This window comes from Roseburia sp. OM03-7AC (assembly GCF_003462625.1).
GTDB lineage: Bacteria > Bacillota > Clostridia > Lachnospirales > Lachnospiraceae > Roseburia_C > Roseburia_C amylophila.
On the sequence record NZ_QTZJ01000003.1, the window covers coordinates 138,766 to 156,976 of the forward strand.

Here is an 18,211-nt window from a genome sequence, read left to right on the forward strand (position 1 = left end):
ATTGTGCCAAATTGTTTATTCTTTTTCTAATACAAGAGCGGAAAGCGGCTCTACATCGGCCTTTTCGGAAATAATTTTTTTGCCGTCTGCACCTGCCGTTTTGTCATCCACCAGAATTTTCCATTTTCCTTCCGGCAAATTATACAAAATCTCTTCATCATTTCCGTTGAATATTACCAAAATGTTTTCTGGTGTATCATCTGCACCTTTTCCCTTTAAAAGATATGCCACAACATTTTCCGGTGTATCTGATAAGAAGCAGAGATTCTGTGTCATTTCCGCTTCACTCTGCATACGGAATACCGGATGGGCTTTCCGCAGTGCCATCAAACCCTTATAGTATGCTATCATATCCGGATATTCATGTATATTATCCCACTTGATGCTGTTTACCGCATCCGGCATATTATAGCTGTTTTCTGCAAAACCTTTTTTCTCCGGCAGCGGTTTGCTGCGGAGGAATTCTTCACCTGCCTGGATAAAAGGCACACCCTGGGAAGTAAATACAATGGCTGCGCACAACCGGTTCATGGCTTTCTTCTTTTCTTCCGATGCCTCCGGGCAGGAGACGGATAATTTATCCCACAGGGTATAGTTATCATGACAGGAGACATAATTAATACTCTGTCCCGGCTCTTTCGCCCACGGCTTACTGCCATAGGCATCATAATCTACCTGTGGATGTGCGACTGCTCCTGTAATGCCATAGCGCAATGCATTTTCCAGATGGGTGCCGCCATTAACGAAGCCCAGATGATCATCATAGAATACGCTTCCTTTTATGGTATCACGGATGTCATCATTGAACATGCCGATTCCCGGCATCTTTTTCGCACTGGCTTTAAATGCACGTTTCTCCTCTGCCAGAGAAGATGGGCCACCGTTCCAGCCTTCCCCATAAAGATAAATATCCGGACGGATTTCTTTTAAACGCTCTGCAATAACATTCATTGTATCAATATCCAGAACTCCCATCAAATCAAAGCGGAATCCATCGATATGATATTCCTTTGCCCAGTAAATCAGGGAATCTACGATTAATTTCTGCACCATCGGACGGTCACTGGCCACTTCATTGCCACAGCCGGATCCGTCAGTATATCCGGTCTCATCACTTCTATAATAATAGCCCGGCACAATCTTCTGAAGGTTGGAATCATCCCTTCGATAGGTATGATTAAAGACCACATCCATAATCACTCCGATTCCTCTGCTGTGCAATGCCAGCACCATCTGTTTCATTTCCTGAATCCGCACTGTTCCATCATATGGGCTGACTGCATAAGAACCTTCCGGAACATTATAATTATCCGGATCATATCCCCAGTTATACTGTGCTTTCTGATTTTTCTCATCTACGGTCTCAAAATCAAATGCCGGAAGAATCTGTACATGTGTCACACCAAGGTCACTGATATAATCCAGTGCGGTTGCCTCTCCGAAATGATTGGTGGTATTTGCCTCTGTCAGTCCTAAGAATTTACCGTTGTGGAACACACCACTGGATTCATCCATGGTAAAATCCCTTACACTGCCTTCATAAATCACTGCATCTACAATCTGCTCCGGATTCCGGTATTCATCCAGTTCAAATCCCTGCGGATTGGTCTTTGCAAGATCAATTACCATTCCACGCTGCCCGTTTACACCCGCTGATCGTGTATATGGATCAACTGCTTCCTGCTCTTCTCCGTGATTTACTACTGTATAGGTATAGTAGATTCCATTGCAATCGCCCTGTTTTTCAAAAACGTAAGTACCGTTTACTGACTTCTTCATAACATACTGTTCTATGAGATTATCTCCTTCGCCCTGTTTATAAAGGTTCAGCTTCACGGATTCTGCCTCCGGTGCCCAGACCTTAAATCTTGTCATTTTCGGTGAGTATACCGCTCCTAAATCATTTCCTGTGTATACTTCATAATCAAACTTCTGCATATTTGTTTCCTTTCCCTCGTTACCTGCGTACGGCTACAGGAAACACACTTTGCGCATTTCCCGCATAACCGAAAAAAGGAAGCTTCCGCCAATGCACGGATGCTTCCTTCTTGCAACTGGCTGTCATTTCAAAGACCCTATAGCTTTGCGTCACAGGCTTTCACCTGTTTTGCTGATACATAATCTTTATTATAATAGTGGCACAATTATAAGTCAATGACTCCGGTTACTTATTGCAATTCTTATATTTCAGCATAATTCACATATGTGAATTATAAATTTAACTCTTTTTTGATTTCGGCAATGGCTTCTCTTTCATCAAAATGATATTTTACACCTTTGATTTCCTGATAATCTTCATGACCTTTTCCAAGGAGCACTATCATATCACCCTTTTTGGCATTTTCGATACAATATTTGATGGCTGCCTTGCGGTCATCGATTTCGATATATTTTCCGTTGCTCTTTGCAAGGCCAATCTTAATATCGTTGTTAATGTCGCGGATTTCTTCATCTCTTGGGTTATCACAGGTCAGCACACTTAAATCTGCCAGTTCTCCTGTCACTTCCCCCATGTCATAACGGCGCAGCTTGGAACGGTTTCCACCGCCACCATAGACACAGATTAAACGTTTCGGATGATACTCTTTTAATGTGGTAAGCACACTTCTTGTGCTGACTTCATTGTGGGCATAATCAATAATTACCGTAAAATCTTTGGAAACCGGAACTAATTCCACACGGCCTCTGACTTTTACTTTATCCAATCCCCGTAAAATTGCCTCATCGGAAATTCCTGCCAGATGACAGGTCAGCATGGTTACCAGTGAATTGTATACTGAAAAGCTTCCCGGAATATGAACCACTGCATAAACATTCATACAGCCGGTAGTGGTAAAGTGCATGCCAATCTGTCCCTCTTCATCCAGATATCCAACAGCTCCCGCCATCAGGTCTGCGTCTTTCTTACAGGAGAAGGTATGAAGCTTACAGGTATGATTTTTGATTATTCCAGCTACGTGCTCATCATCTGCATTTACAATTCCCTCTTTGCACTGACGGAATAAGAGACTCTTGCATTCCTGATATTCTTCAAAGCTGGCATGCTCATTTGGTCCGATATGATCCGGTGATAAGTTGGTAAAGATTCCATAATCAAATACAATTCCTGCCACGCGGTGCATCTTAAGTCCCTGGGAGGATACTTCCATTACTACATATTCACAGCCGGCATCTACCATGGCACGGAACATCTTATGTAATTCATAAGATTCCGGTGTGGTATTCTTTGCCGGAAGCTTCTCCTCGCCGATCAGGGCACCGATGGTTCCAATCAGTCCGACTTTCTTACCGGCTTCTTCTAAAACGCTCTTTATCATATAAGTAGTAGTGGTCTTTCCTTTTGTTCCGGTCAGTCCAATGGTGGTAAGCTCTCTGTCCGGGTGTCCAAAGAAAGCAGCCGACATAATTGCCAGGGCATAGCGGGCATCCTCTACCTGAAGTACAGTACAGTCTGCCGGAATATCAGCTTTCACTTCATGCTCTACTACAAAGGCTTTTGCTCCTTTTTTTGCTGCATCTTCTATAAAATCATGTCCATCTACAACTGCACCCACCATGCAGACAAATACGGTGTCTTTTTCTACTTTTCTCGAATCATAGATAATATCGCTGATTTCTTTCTCCATCTCTCCCTGCAGACAGGTATAGGTCAATTCTTCACATATTTCTGCTAATTTCATACTTCTCTCCTAATGTATTATTCCGCTGTTCCGATAATGTGGCTTGCATCAATTTCCGATTCAAATACCGTATGGGAAGGTCCGGTCATAAACATATGTCCACTTTCTTCCTCCCATTCAATATAGAGCGGTCCGCCAATCTGCTCTACCGTTACTTTCCGGTCTAAGCGTCCGGTTAATACGCCGGCTACCACTGCAGTACAGCATCCGGTTCCGCATCCGATAGTCTCTCCGGTTCCTCTTTCCCATTCCCGGATTTTCACATAATCCCTGCGTACAAATTCCACAAAGGTTACATTGGTCTTATTGGTAAAAAGCTCTGTCATATGCTCAATGGTTTTTCCGTATTTTTCCACATCAAGGTCTGCCACACTGTCTACATACATGGCACAATGCGGGTTGCCCCAGGATACCGCAGTAATGTGGAAGGTCTTATCCAGTACCTGTACCGGCTGCTCTACAAATTCATCCAGCTTTGTATTGACCGGAATCACTTTCGCAGACATTCTCGGTGCTCCGATATCTGCTCTGATATTACTTACCAGGCCGTCCGTCACAGTCAAGTTCAGATGCTGCATGCCTCCTAAGGTTTCAATTACAAGGTCCGTCTTATCCGTCAGTCTGTGGTCATATACATATTTTCCAACGCTGCGCAATGCATTTCCACACATCTCGCCTTCTGTTCCATCCGGGTTAAACATCCGCATCCGGAAATCCCCTTTCCCGGACGGGCAAATCAATACCATTCCGTCAGAACCAATGGCAAAATGCCGGTCACTTACGAATCTCGCAAGCTCCGGCAGATTGTCAAGATGCTGATGAATGGCATCGATATATACATAATCGTTTCCAAATGCCTGCATCTTTGTAAATTTCATTTATTTTCTCCTTGCTTTCTCTTTCCTTTATTTTTCTTAAGCATTCATTGCCCGGTCTAAATCTGCAATGATATCATCCACATTTTCAATTCCTACTGACATACGAAGGAAACAGTCTGTAATACCAAGCTTCTCTTTTACATCAAGCGGTGTATCCTCATGAGTCTGTGTGGTCGGATATGTGATTAAGGTCTCTGTTCCGCCAAGACTCTCTGCAAACATAATCATATCTACATTTTTAAGAATCTTCTTAACGGTCTCATAGCTGTCTACGGTAAAGGAAATCATTCCGCCAAATCCTGTGGTCTGACGGCAGGTTACTTCGTAATCCTTATGGTCTTCAAAACCAACATAATATACTTTCTTTACCTTCGGCTGTGTACGAAGCCACTCTGCTACCTTCCTGGCATTCTCATTGTGACGGTCCATACGGACTGCAAGGGTCTTGATTCCCCTTAATACCAGCCAGCTGTCTAACGGTGCCAGCTGGCTTCCATGGGATTTGATATGGATGTGAATCTTATCTGCGATTTCTTTGTTATCCTTTACCACTACGATTCCGGAAATGGTGTCATTGTGTCCCCCCAGATATTTTGTTGAACTGTGGGTTACGATGTCAGCTCCCAACTGCAGCGGTTTCTGGAAATATGGTGTTAAAAATGTATTATCTACAACGGTTAATGCTCCGATGGATTTTGCGATTTCAGAAATGGCATGAATGTCTGCCACCTTCATCATCGGATTGGTCGGTGTCTCAACGAAGAACATTTTTGTATTCGGTCGAATAGCTGCCTTTACTTCGTCTAATTCAGACATATCTACATAAGTATGCTCGATTCCATATTTTCCAAATACATCTCCAATGATACGGAAGGTTCCACCATAAATATCATCGGAAAGAATTACATGCTCGCCCGGATTTAATAAGGAAAATACTGCCATATTCGCAGCCTGTCCGGAAGAAAATGCAAATCCCTGGATACCGCCCTCTAAAATTGCCATGGTACGCTCTAATTCCTGTCTGGTCGGATTCTCAAGACGGCTATAGGCAAATCCTGTTGTCTGTCCTAATTCCGGATGACGGAAGGTTGCTGCCTGAAAGATTGGCATGCTGACTGCGCCGGTTAATGGTTCCGTTCCTAATGCTCCATGTACTGCCTTGGATTCAAAATGTAAATCCTCTTTTGTACTGTAATCGGTATAGTTGCTGAAGTTTTTCATATTGTTACCGCCTTTCTTCGTCTTAATTACCCACCAGATATTTTCGTTTCCAGCAGGGCAGCTGCCGGATGACACACTTGTCCTGCTTTTCATATATCAATCATTATACCAACATTTTATTGAAATTGATAGTAAAATAATGCTTTCCTTATTGCAAATCGTGCTTTATACTGTCCATAGACTGATTTTGTATATAGGATGTGATTTTTATGAAAAAATATGAGAAAACCGGATATCTTCATCATGATTTTAAGATATTTCACCTGACTGACCACGAAATGTCTGCCTACGACTTTCATTATCATGATTTTCATAAACTACTCTTTTTCCTAAGCGGCAATGTCACCTATTGTATTGAAGGAAAATCCTACCAGCTTACCCCGGGGGATCTGGTTCTTGTCCGTGCCGGTGAAGTCCACCGCCCGGTCATTCATGATACCACCCCCTACGAGCGGATGATTATTTATGTCTCTCCGGATTTTGCAGTTACATCATCCGATAAGACTATTTTCTTAAACCAGTGCTTTCTTCCGGACGCTGCCATGCCGTCCAATGTCCTGCATTTATCCGGCATGAAGGAACGGCGGCTCTTAGATACCATGACCGAGCTTGTCCACTCATTTTCCGGGGACTGCTTTGCCAATGAGCTTTACCAGAATACACTTTTCTTAGAATTTATGATTCACTTAAACCGGGCTGCCCTGTCCGGCACTCTGCAATATGAAGATTCCTTTCAGGCAAATGAAAAGATTCTGTCGGTTCTTACCTATATGAATGAACATCTGACGGAAGATATTACGGTGGATTCTTTAGCAGAGCACTTTTTTACCAGCCGCTATTATCTGATGCATTCTTTTAAGGAGCAGACCGGGTATACCATCGGAAATTATCTTTCCACAAAGCGGCTTCTCTTTGCCAGGGATTTAATCAGCTCCGGCACTGCAGTAACCGATGCCTGCTTTGCCTGTGGCTTTCACAATTATTCTACTTTTCTTCGTGCCTATAAGAAGCAGTTTGGGAAATCCCCACGGGAAATGATTTAGGTGCTGCGAAAGAATAACATTTTAACAGAAATTTCTTTGCTATTTGAAGTAGGTGTGTTTATGTGCGTCAAAATACCAGTAGTTCTTAATATTATGTTTTGCTTGTCTGCAAGCAGTCTTTCCGTTGCTTTGACATAAGATAGTGCCACTGTCCGTCGAATACGGATGCCACATAACGCCTGCAAGGGGCACTAGGAATTTCGGATAATTAAGAAGTCCGTCTGGCAACCGGCGCATATTCACATCCATGTTCAGATGCGCCTCGCTGGCACGTCCTGTGCCAGCGTTGCCGGATGCCAGGCGAAATTCCAAGTGCCCCTAACAGCCTTTATCAGGCATCCGCACTTTGACGAACAGTGGCGCTATCTTTGTTAAACATTGGAAAGACTGGTTTTATCGCCAAAAGCAAAACTAATATTTTAGAACTACGGTATTTCGATGCAAAACAAAGATACTTTACATAGCGAAGAAATTATTAGCAAAATGTTATTATCTTTCGCAACTGCCTAAGATATGATTTCATAGAAGGAGACCTGTATGTTTACAAAAGTGAAAGAATTTTTCAAAAAAGAAACCGTCTGCTGCATTGCTTTCCTGCTGGCAGTTGTTTCCATGTTTTTTATTCCACCATCCGTAAATTACTTTTCTTATATTGATTTCCGGGTACTGGCTCTTTTATTCTCCCTGATGGCTGTGGTAAGGGGTTTTTCTTCGATTGGCGTCTTTACCAGACTTGGAACCCTGCTCCTTCATAAGGTACATTCCCTGCGGACACTGGCAGCCCTTTTTGTCTTTCTCTGCTTCTTTTTCAGTATGCTGATTACCAACGATGTTGCCCTGATCACTTTTGTGCCTTTTACAATTTTGGTGCTGTCGATGGCTGACCAGCGACAGGCATTGATTCCGGTTATTGTCTTAGAAACGATTGCTGCCAATCTCGGCAGTATGCTGACTCCCCTTGGCAATCCGCAGAATCTCTATCTGTATACAATTTCCGGTCTGTCTCTATGGGATTTTATCCGGATCATGCTGCCCTATTCTGCTGTGTCTGGATTACTGCTTATCCTTTTTCTTCTGATTCTTCCAAAAGTCTCTTTCCAGGCAGGCAATTTTTCTACAGTCCAAACGGAGTCTTCCGCCTGTTCCATTGATAAGCCAGACTCTTCCCGCAGTCACAGGAATCCCCGGATTCTGTTTGCCGCTTATTGCATTCTTTTTCTGATATGCCTTCTGACGGTACTGCACATTCTGCCATTTCAGATAATGCTGCTTATCGTTTTCTTTGGTTTTCTTATTCTTGATTACCATGTGTTAAAAGATGTGGATTATTTTCTGCTGCTTACTTTTTTCTGTTTCTTTCTCTTTATCGGGAATATCAAACAGATTCCTTTTGTTCACGACCTTATTGCCGTGCTTTTAGTTCAGCATGAAGTGTCCATAGGAATTATCAGCAGCCAGATTATCAGCAATGTGCCTGCTGCCATCCTGCTTTCCGGTTTTACCAATAATTATTCCGCACTGCTTATCGGTGTCAACTTAGGTGGTCTTGGCACACTTATTGCTTCACTGGCAAGCCTTATTTCCTTTAAGTTCTATGCCAATACCGATGGCAGTAACAAGAAACGTTATCTTGGTATCTTTACCCTTTATAATGCCATTTTTCTTGTGATTCTCTTCGGACTTTACCGATTCTTTGGTTGACGGAACATTTTTGCCCTTATATAATAGGATTCAGATATTTTAAGGAAATAATCATGAATCATACCGTAAGAATATTGGAGGAAATGCTATGTGGCTTGCAGATAACTGGAAAGATTATGAAGTAATAGACTGTTCAAAAGGTGAGAAATTAGAGCGCTGGGGTGACTATATCCTGGTTCGTCCGGATCCTCAGGTTATCTGGGATACACCACGCAAAGAAAAAGGCTGGCATAAAATGAACGCCCACTATCACCGCAGTAAAAAGGGCGGCGGCGAATGGGAATTCTTTGACCTGCCACAGCAGTGGAGTATCCACTACCGTAACCTTACTTTCCAGTTAAAGCCTTTCAGTTTCAAGCACACAGGTCTTTTCCCGGAGCAGGCTGCTAACTGGGACTGGTTCTCTGAACTTATTAAAAAAGCAGGAAGACCAGTTAAAGTCTTAAATCTTTTTGCCTATACCGGTGGTGCTACGATTGCTGCCGCAGCAGCAGGTGCATCCGTTACCCATGTAGACGCTTCCAAAGGTATGGTTACCTGGGCCAAGGAAAATGCTGCTTCTTCCGGTCTTGCAGATGCACCAATCCGCTGGATTGTAGATGACTGTGTCAAATTCGTGGAACGTGAAATCCGCCGTGGCAACCACTACGATGCTATTATTATGGACCCTCCATCCTATGGCAGAGGTCCGAAAGGAGAAATCTGGAAAATCGAAGAATCTATCCATCCGCTGGTCAAACTCTGTGCCCAGCTTCTGGTGGACAGACCTTTGTTCTTCCTGATTAATTCCTATACTACCGGCTTACAGCCAGCTGTCCTCTCTTACCTTATCGGAACAGAACTAAAACGTTTCCCTGGCAAAGTCACAGCCGACGAAATCGGTCTTCCGGTCAGTTCCAACGGACTTACACTTCCTTGTGGGGCTTCCGGACGGTTCGAGGGAATTTAAATTTAATGCAATTCTTTATATATAAATCAGATACAAATTTGCATTTCAATTAAACGTCAAAAAGGCATGACGTTAATCCGTCATGCCTCTTCATCCCTATCCTTTTCGAATCTTCTCATTAATAATCTTCATGTCCAATAAACTTGCACTTAGCAATATATCCACCACACCAGATGGCTCCTGCCACTGTTACGGACAACAGACACTTGAATACCGCCAGTGCGATGATTCCAATTGTAAGATTTCCTGCAAAGTATGCAGAAACCACCCCCTGTATCGGTTTACATAACATAAGCCAGCCTCCCACATAAAGGGCTAGCAGCGTTCCGATGACAGAACAGAGTGTTCCGATCATCAGTCTCAGTGTTTTATGGCTAATCTGTGTTTCCTCTGCCTGTTTTGTAACTTCTTTCATCCTAATTTCCCTCTTCTCTAACATATCCCTTAGCATTTCTACTTGTTTAAACTTTTCAGATAAAAATTTGCATTTCTATATCAAATATACAATTTTTTTGTCGAAAGTTCAAGTGATTTTCTATTGCAATCTGTTGTAATCTGTTGTATCTGCGTCTTTCTTACTTTATAATAGTAACACAGTAAAAAGATTTTTTTCAGGGGTGACTCTATTATATGAATGGTTCGAAAAAACTACAACAGCTATTGGCTGTTCTCTGTATTTTTACAATTTTATTATGCAGCTGTAGAAAAGCAGAAAATACTCTCTCCACAAAACAGGAAAATTCGCTGCCAACTATTGTAATCGGCAGCGACAATTATCCGCCTTTTAATTATAGCGGAACAGACGGCAGACCAACCGGCATTGATGTGGAACTTGCCACGGAAGCCTTCCACAGAATGGGCTATCAGGCTGAATTTGTCACCATCGACTGGGAAAATAAAAAAGCTCTTCTGCAGGATGGCAGTATCGACTGTGCATGGGGCTGCTTTAGCATGGACGGACGAATGGATGAATACAAATGGGCGGGACCTTATATGATCAGCCAGCAGGTGGTTGCAGTCAGTCCGGACAGCAATATTTACACCCTGCAGGATCTTGCCGGTAAAAACATCGCCGTTCAGGCTACCACGAAACCGGAAGATATTTTTCTCAACCAGACCGACCCCGACATTCCAAAAATTAACGGGCTTTTCGCCATGCAGAATCGTGAGCTGATTTACCCAATGTTAAGCAAAGGTTATGTGGATGCGGTTGCTGCCCATGAAACTTCTATTTTACAATATATGTCTGATTATCATGTGGAATACCGCATTCTGGATAAACCGCTTCTTACTGTCGGACTGGGTGTGGCTTTCTCTCTTGATGATACCAGCGGGCTTAACGAAAAACTGTCTGATACTTTAGAGGAAATGCAAAAAGATGGAACCTCTGAGAAAATCATCGGAAAATACTTAGCACATCCAAGTACTTATCTGGAGGTAGAAAATTATGAAGTCAAATAAGAACAAACCCTTTAGACTGCGTTTTTTCTGGCCTTTTTCAATATTTCTTGGCATCCTGTTCTTCCTTCTGGTATTTTTTACTTCCGCAAACGATGATATCGAATCCACAGAAGAACACCTTGCAGATACGGTTAATTATTTGAAGAAACAATGCTCCACCTACAGCAATTTAAATTTAGCCTCCGAAACCAAGAGCCTGATGCGTATTATTGAATGCTGTCAGCAGGCTGCCCACAATATTTCTACGGATAACTGTCTGCATGGCACAACATCCATGGAAAAAGCTTCCATGGAAGAATTTACAAAAGAGTTTTATATTACCGGCATTATTTTTCTGGATGAAACCGGAACTGTAACCTCTGAATATTGTACTGATTCCATTGGCAGTGCCGGCCTAACCGATACGCTGGAAAAAGAAGTTCTTCTGGATGTTGCCATACATCCGGAAAAAACATACTCTTCCAGAATCAACTGTGAAGATGGCTCTTATATCGACCTGGCAGCGGTAGGACGTACCGATACCTCTGGTATTATTGTAACTTATTACCATACACCACTTGATTATATTGAAAGTTACAGTATCTCTTTTCAGAATTTGCTGTCCGGCTACAGTATCAGCCGTAACAGCACCATTGTCATTACCAGTGGTGATAAAGTGATTGCCTCAAATGAAGAAAAACTCGAAGGAACAGATATTAATGATATTGAAGTACTACAGAATATAAACAAAAAAGCGGTAAGTGGACAGATGGTTCATGTTCATAATACAGTCTCCTCACCAAAGCATGTCTTTGGTATGTTAGATCAGGGACAGAATTATTATATCTACGTCTATCTGCCTGAGCATGCAGTTTTTGAAACGACTCCGCGAAAAGTATTTTATTATATGTTTAGTTATATCTGCCTTCTTCTGATTTTCCAGATGCTGCGCTGGAGGACTGACCAGAGCTACCAGAAAGCCCAGTTGAAGAAGGATAAACTCTATCAGGAATCACTAAAGGAGGCTGCCCAAAAGGCAGAAAGTGCCAACCTTGCCAAGACCGAATTTTTGCAGCGGATGAGTCACGATATCCGGACGCCGATTAACGGAATCCGTGGTATGGTGGAAATTGCCGGACATTATAAAGATAACCCTGTCAAACAGCAGGAATGTCTCGAAAAAATCCAGGAGTCTTCTGGTCTGCTGTTAGAACTTGTAAATGAAGTTCTTGATATGGGAAAACTGGAATCAGGCGAAATTGTCTTAGAATCCCGCCCGTTCCATGTTCTACACCTGGTCAATGATATCACCACCATCATAGAAAAGCAGGCTGCGGAACGTGGCATCGAAATTATTTGCGGAGTTCCTTCTGTCCAGCATCCCTGTCTCATCGGAAGTCCTATTCATATCAAGCGGCTTCTTATGAATATTGTAAGCAATGCAGTAAAATATAATAAGGAAAATGGAAAAGTCATTCTAAGTTGTCATGAAGTACGTTTCACGGAAGATACTGCCTGGATTGAATTTACCTGCTCTGATACTGGAATCGGCATGAGCAAAGAATTTCAGGAGCATTTATTTGAACCTTTTACTCAGGAAAACCATAATGCCCGTTCTACTTACAACGGTACCGGACTTGGCATGGCAATTGTAAAGAATCTTTTGGATAAAATGGGCGGAACCATTGATTTTTCCAGCGAAAAGGATATTGGCACCACTTACCGGATTACGATTCCTTTTTGTATCGACCATAATGCCGCTTCCACTTCCGAAGCGGAAACTTCCGATGAAGAAATCTCTCTTTCCGGCTATCATATTCTTCTGGCAGAAGATAATTCTCTTAATCTTGAGATTGCGGAATTTATTCTGACGGATGCTGGTGCAACGGTTACTGAAGCCCACAATGGAAAGGAAGCCCTGACCTTATTTGAAGCCTCCTCTCCGCAGGAATACGATCTGATTCTGATGGATGTCATGATGCCAGTTATGGATGGCTACCAGGCTACGAAAGCCATCCGTTCCCTGGACCGTGCAGATGCCGCAACCATTCCGATTCTTGCCATGACTGCCAATGCTTTTGCAGAAGACCGGCAGAAGACTTTTTCTGCAGGAATGAATGAACATCTCACCAAACCGCTGGATACGGAACTTCTTTTAAAAACAATTGCTAAATACACACCTCGGAAGAAGCTCCTATAACGCCATAGTGCAGCGGGAACTTTCTCTTCTTTGCCAGACAACCGTAAGAAACTGCCGGCAGCAGATTCTTACGGTTATTTGATATTATTAGAGTCTCTACCTAATCTGATGCCCGACAATTCGATAATAGGTTCTTGAGGTCATCTTGTATACTAGCAGATAAATAACTGTAAATACTGCAATCGTACCAAGAAGACAGTATGCAAACAGTCTTCCATTATTCAGATTCATCACTGCCAGTATCATCCGGATCATTGGAAATGCTGCCAGCACATGTAGCGCGGCGGTAACAATCGGTAGTAAAAATACCATCCGGATCTGTGCACTGATGGTCTTTTTTACTTCCGCATTGCTCATTCCTACTTTTTCCATAATGGCAAAGCGCTCTTTATCCTCATACCCTTCCGAAATCTGCTTATAAAAAATAATAAGTACGGTAATCATCAAAAACAGGATTCCAAGGAAAATGCCAAGGAACAGAAAGCCACCATACATCTGCTTGAACGAATCTTCATTTTCTGCTTTATTTTCCAGCATAATATAATAGGTTCCTTCCTGTCCTTCTCCCATACCGGATGCACCAATTGCCGCAGATACTGCATTTCCACAGGCAATTTTTTCTTCCCTGTTTCCATCGATGTCGATATACAGAGAATAATAATAGCTGCTGGCATTTTTCCCATAAATCTCTTTCTGTGCTTCATACAACGGTGCCATATCTTCTACGCTGTTTACTACCATATAATAGACCTGATTATCCATCCAATGTCCATTTTCAGAAGAAAAATGCTGTTTCTGTAAAATAGGATAAGTATAATCTCCAACCGTAATCGTATCTTTATCATAGTCATCACTGGTTGCCAACACCACTTCGTGATCCGAAAGCTCCGGAACCCTTACATTATAAGCTTCCTCATAATCTTCCCTTGTAATCATGCGGAGCATAATAATATCAGAACTATAATCGCCCTCATCATCATGTTTTCGAATTACAAGATTTCCATCTTCTGATATGCAGGAAAATGTCAGCGTCATCATGCCCTGTTCTTCTTTTATACTGCGGTTCTCCTGCTGGATGGTGCGGTTCACTAACTCCCGCAACGTATCACCTTCTGTAATCGGATTTTCACTGATAATGGATACTCCGATATCTCCCTGATAACGGGTTGCCAGTTCATCATCCAGTCCGGCATACATACTTACCGTTGAAGAAATTACCACCAGTACCATTGTGGATAAAATACAGATGCTTGCCAGTCCTGCTGCATTCTGTTTCATCCGGTAAATAAGACCAGAGACTGCCACAAAATGTTTCTTTTTATAATAATAACTTTTTCTCTTTCTTAAGAACTTAAGCACGGCAATGCTGCCTGCCATAAATATAAAATAGGTTCCAATAATTACAAGTATTACCGCTACAAAGAACAGAAGCACTGCAGTTACCGGATTATCTACTGTAATTGCCATATAGTAGCCTGCTGCAAGTGTTACAATTCCAACTATTGCCATCAGCTTTTTCGTCTTCGGCTCCCGCTCGCCCTGGCTGCTTCCATGCAGCAGTTCCACCGGTTTGGCAAGCTGTATCTGAAACAGATTATATATAAAGGTCAGCATAAAAATACCGGCAAACAAAAGGATGGTACTTACAACGCCACTTTCTGATACATAAAAAACAATTTCTGCATGGTATCCAATCATGGCGTACAATAACATACACATCAGTTTACTGAAAGCAATTCCTGCAACAAGTCCGCCACCGATGGCAACCACTGCCGAAAAAAACGTCTCCAGAAAAATTACTTTTGCCAGATGCCTTTTCTCCATTCCAAGAATGTTATAAATACCAAGCTCCTTTTTTCTCCGTTTCATAATAAAGCTGTTGGTGTAAAACAGGAATATCACAGAGAAAAATCCAATGATAACTGCACCCAGTCCCAGCACAAACTTTACATCCACGGCACCAAATGGCAGTTCGTCCAGTCCCGGATTGTAATTCAGATACAACATGGTATAAAAGAATGCCACCGTCAGCATCCCGGTCAACAGATACGGCAGGTAAAACTGTCTGTTGTGCTTTATATTATTTACTGCCAGTTTTCCATATAACCCCTTATTCATGTTTCTCACCACCTGTCGTAAGCATCGTCAGTGTATCTGAAATCTTTGCATACAATTCCTCACTGGTTAAATTACCACGGTAAATCTGGTGGAATACTTCCCCATCTTTAATAAACAATACTCTTCTTGCATGGCTTGCAGCCTTAGTGCTATGTGTTACCATAAGAATTGTCTGCCCCCGCTCATTAATCTTATTAAATAATGTCAATAAATCTTCCGTTGCTTTGGAGTCCAGTGCTCCAGTAGGCTCATCTGCCAGTACCAGCTCCGGCTTGATTATCAAGGCTCTTGCTACCGCCGCACGCTGTTTCTGTCCGCCAGATACTTCATAAGGATATTTTCCAAGAATATCAAGAATTCCAAGCTGCGCCGCAATCGGTGTTATGCGCCGCTCCATCTCTTTATAATCCACACCGGATAACACCAGCGGAAGAACGATATTATCTTTTAATGAAAAATTATCCAAAAGATTAAAGTCCTGAAATACAAATCCAAGATTTTCTCTCCGGAATGCGGAAATCTCTTTTTCCCGGATATCCACAATGTTCTTGCCATTTAATATGACCTGTCCACAGGTCGGCTTATCCAGTGCTGCCAGAATGTTTAAAAGCGTGGTCTTTCCGGAACCGGATTCTCCCATGATTGCTACATATTCCCCTTCTTCCACAGAAAAGTTAAGACTTTTTAATGCCTCTACCTGATTTCCACCCAGACGGGTTGTATAAACTTTTTTCAGATTATTTACTTCTAAGATTGCCATTGTTTTCTCCTCACTTTATTGCTCTGTCATCTTTTCCATTATCATAGCAAAAAAGGAAAATGTCAGCCATGGATTCTGCTTACATTTTCCTTTTATCTCTTACATTTTTGTAAGATTGAAATTATATTTTCTAGCTTTTTTATTGTACCATAATTATATTCCACATTTTTCAGGTGATAAATTTGCTAATATTTACATTTTTCAGGACATAATTTTGTATATCACTTATCTCTACTTCACATGCTGTGCATCCATCTTATTTTGTCAACACTTTTCTGCAATACTTACGTGCACCACATCGTGGACAGGTCAGTTTTCTTTTTCGGATGGTATGTGGTCCCATAATATAATCCTTCATCTCTGGCACAAATCTGCCATGACATTCCGGACATTCATACGCTCCTGCATCACGGTCAAGAACGCAGGCAATCGCAATACCCATTATAATTACTGCCGTACCTAACACAATTAAAAGAATCCTCAACCAGTTTTCCATTACAAGAGCTCCTGACACCACAAATAATGGTGTTGCTGCAACAATTACTAACATTGCCACCATTGCTGATAAAATTATTTTTTTCTTACTTTCCTGTGCTTCTTTTACTAAATTCACCATATTTTCTTCCGCCTTTCTACGATAATCTTCTTCAGAAACTCTTTCTCCGGATAAAAGCTCATTTACAGTAATATCCAGTTCCCCACACAAAGGTAATAGCAACGACACCTCCGGAAAACCATTTCCAGTTTCCCTTAGTTAAAGATATGAACCCTCTTTATCAGTCTACTTTTCCAATAAATCGGTAATATATCTCTATTTCCTGTATTCTTTCGTTCTCCTCATTCGTTGTTGCTTCGTGAATAAGGATTTTTTCTATCATTGCATTTAATAACGGTGCTGTCAGTTCCTTTGGTACGGAATACTCCTTGATTAACTCAATCCACCTTTCAGCACCTATCATATCCTGTTCCATTTTACTTAATTCTTCTCTTAGGTTGGTTATCTGCTGTTCCAGTTCTATCTGTTCTTTCTGATATTTCCCCGACAGCATGATGAAGTTTCGTTCCGTTATCTTCTCACAGGCTCTATCTTCGTACATTTTCGCAAACAAGCGGTCAATCTCATTTTGTCGGTTCTCGGCTTTCTTCAAGGCACTTGCCTTTTTCTTCTTTTCCCGTATTCGCTCTGCATTGCCAGCCTTTTGTATCTTATTCAACACCTTTTCTTCGTCCTGCTGTACTGCCTTAGCCCAATACTGCAATCGTTCCAATACGGCTTGATACAACACATCATAACGGATATAGTGCATAGAACAAGTACCTTTGCCAAACTGCCCGTAGTAACTGCAAGCATAATAACTGTATGGCGTTTTATTTGCCTTATTTGTCGCAAACCGCATAGACCAGCCACAATCCGCACACTTGACAAGCCCTGCAAATATCGGCGTTGCTTTTTCCTTTGTCTGTCTACGCCTTGATTTTATCTGTTCCTGCACACGATAGAACACTTCCTTGTCAATAATCGGTTCATGGGTATTTTCTACTCGAAACCATTCACTTTCGGGCTTACGCACTTTTTTCTTGCTCTTGAATGAAACTGTTGATTGTCGATTATGAACGCTGTTTCCGATATAGACTTCACTTTTTAAGATTGCCTTGACATGAGCAATCGTCCACTCATAACGCTTGCTTTCGGGCTTTCCCTCAAAGATGTGTGCAAAAGTACCGTACCTTGTGAAATTCAGCCAAGACGCTGTCGGAACTTTTTCTTCTCGCAGTACCTTTGTGATTTTTGCACTACCGTAACCTTGATAGGCTAGGGAGAAGATTTTTTCAACAATCCATTTTGTTTCCTCATCAACCAGCAGTTTTCCTTTGATGTCGGGGTGTTTCTTATATCCTAACGGAGCATAAGCCCCATAATACGCACCCTCTGCAAATTTTGTCTTAAATGCCGATTTCACTTTACGGCTTGTATCTCTTGCCACCCATTCATTAATGATATTTTTAAATGGTGCAATCTCACTTTCGCCTTTTTCGCTGTCTACACCGTCGTCAATCGCTATGTAACGGACATTATGGCTGGGAAAATACAATTCTGTATATTGTCCTGTCATAATATAATTTCTGCCAAGTCGGGAAAGGTCTTTCGTTACAACACAGTTGATTTTTCCTGCCTCTATATCTTCAATCATTCTCTGGAAACTCGGTCTTTCAAAAGCTG

General features: G+C 41.9%; 13 protein-coding genes, 1 pseudogene and 1 riboswitch. Of the genes and pseudogenes, 5 read left to right on the forward strand and 9 right to left on the reverse strand.

The genetic code is table 11. From position 1 onward, the window contains the following. Positions 1–15 precede the first annotated feature (15 nt). The 4 genes from pulA to DXB39_RS08650 form a co-directional block, all read right to left on the reverse strand. A complete protein-coding gene (gene pulA, locus DXB39_RS08635; protein WP_117841588.1) occupies positions 16–1,938 on the reverse strand; it encodes a type I pullulanase in 1,923 nt (640 codons plus the stop codon). Positions 1,939–2,046: 108 nt separating this feature from the next. Further along, positions 2,047–2,122, reverse strand: a riboswitch (cyclic di-GMP riboswitch). A gap of 88 nt (positions 2,123–2,210) precedes the next feature. Continuing rightward, positions 2,211–3,680, reverse strand: coding sequence for a UDP-N-acetylmuramoyl-L-alanyl-D-glutamate--2,6-diaminopimelate ligase (locus tag DXB39_RS08640; protein WP_117841587.1), 1,470 nt, complete (start codon positions 3,678–3,680; stop codon positions 2,211–2,213). A gap of 17 nt (positions 3,681–3,697) precedes the next feature. After that, positions 3,698–4,558, reverse strand: a complete 861-nt coding sequence (gene dapF / locus DXB39_RS08645) for a diaminopimelate epimerase (protein ID WP_117841586.1) — start codon at positions 4,556–4,558, stop codon at positions 3,698–3,700. A 36-nt stretch (positions 4,559–4,594) separates the two neighbouring features. Further along, positions 4,595–5,779 carry a trans-sulfuration enzyme family protein gene (locus tag DXB39_RS08650; protein WP_022243024.1) on the reverse strand — a complete coding sequence of 395 codons (1,185 nt, stop codon included), beginning with the start codon at positions 5,777–5,779 and terminating at the stop codon, positions 4,595–4,597. Between the two features lie 209 nt (positions 5,780–5,988). Between DXB39_RS08650 and DXB39_RS08655 the strand changes: the two genes are divergently transcribed. From DXB39_RS08655 to DXB39_RS08665, 3 genes are all read left to right on the forward strand, one after another. After that, on the forward strand, positions 5,989–6,822 hold the full coding sequence (locus DXB39_RS08655) for an AraC family transcriptional regulator (protein WP_117841585.1): 834 nt from the start codon (positions 5,989–5,991) through the stop codon (positions 6,820–6,822). A 537-nt stretch (positions 6,823–7,359) separates the two neighbouring features. Continuing rightward, on the forward strand, positions 7,360–8,523 hold the full coding sequence (locus DXB39_RS08660) for an SLC13 family permease (protein ID WP_117841584.1): 1,164 nt from the start codon (positions 7,360–7,362) through the stop codon (positions 8,521–8,523). 88 nt (positions 8,524–8,611) lie between these two features. Next, positions 8,612–9,472, forward strand: coding sequence for a class I SAM-dependent methyltransferase (locus tag DXB39_RS08665; RefSeq protein WP_117841583.1), 861 nt, complete (start codon positions 8,612–8,614; stop codon positions 9,470–9,472). Positions 9,473–9,590: 118 nt separating this feature from the next. Here DXB39_RS08665 and DXB39_RS08670 read toward each other — a convergent pair whose 3' ends face one another. Further along, complete coding sequence (locus DXB39_RS08670) at positions 9,591–9,887, reverse strand: hypothetical protein (RefSeq protein ID WP_117697786.1); 297 nt, start codon at positions 9,885–9,887, stop codon at positions 9,591–9,593. A 215-nt stretch (positions 9,888–10,102) separates the two neighbouring features. Here DXB39_RS08670 and DXB39_RS08675 point away from each other — a divergent pair, with 215 nt between their 5' ends. Beyond that, positions 10,103–10,933, forward strand: coding sequence for a substrate-binding periplasmic protein (locus tag DXB39_RS08675; RefSeq protein ID WP_117697788.1), 831 nt, complete (start codon positions 10,103–10,105; stop codon positions 10,931–10,933). Continuing rightward, on the forward strand, positions 10,920–13,112 hold the full coding sequence (locus DXB39_RS08680; RefSeq protein WP_117841582.1) for an ATP-binding protein: 2,193 nt from the start codon (positions 10,920–10,922) through the stop codon (positions 13,110–13,112). The genes DXB39_RS08675 and DXB39_RS08680 overlap by 14 nt, the downstream gene beginning before the upstream one ends. A 96-nt stretch (positions 13,113–13,208) precedes the next feature. On the opposite strand, the gene DXB39_RS08685 is transcribed toward DXB39_RS08680, so the two are convergent. The 4 genes and pseudogenes from DXB39_RS08685 to DXB39_RS08700 all read right to left on the reverse strand — a co-directional run. After that, positions 13,209–15,230 (reverse strand): ABC transporter permease, encoded by a 2,022-nt coding sequence (locus DXB39_RS08685; protein ID WP_117841581.1) that lies wholly within the window; start codon positions 15,228–15,230, stop codon positions 13,209–13,211. Then, entirely contained in the window at positions 15,223–15,990 is a 768-nt protein-coding gene (locus tag DXB39_RS08690; RefSeq protein WP_117841580.1) for an ABC transporter ATP-binding protein, read from the reverse strand. Before DXB39_RS08690 ends, DXB39_RS08685 begins: the two co-directional genes overlap by 8 nt. Before the next feature lie 256 nt (positions 15,991–16,246). After that, positions 16,247–16,708, reverse strand: coding sequence for a transcriptional regulator (locus DXB39_RS08695; RefSeq protein ID WP_243006013.1), 462 nt, complete (start codon positions 16,706–16,708; stop codon positions 16,247–16,249). Between the two features lie 58 nt (positions 16,709–16,766). Beyond that, a pseudogene (locus DXB39_RS08700) lies at positions 16,767–18,206 on the reverse strand (recombinase family protein); the annotation flags it as partial. Positions 18,207–18,211: the final 5 nt, after the last annotated feature.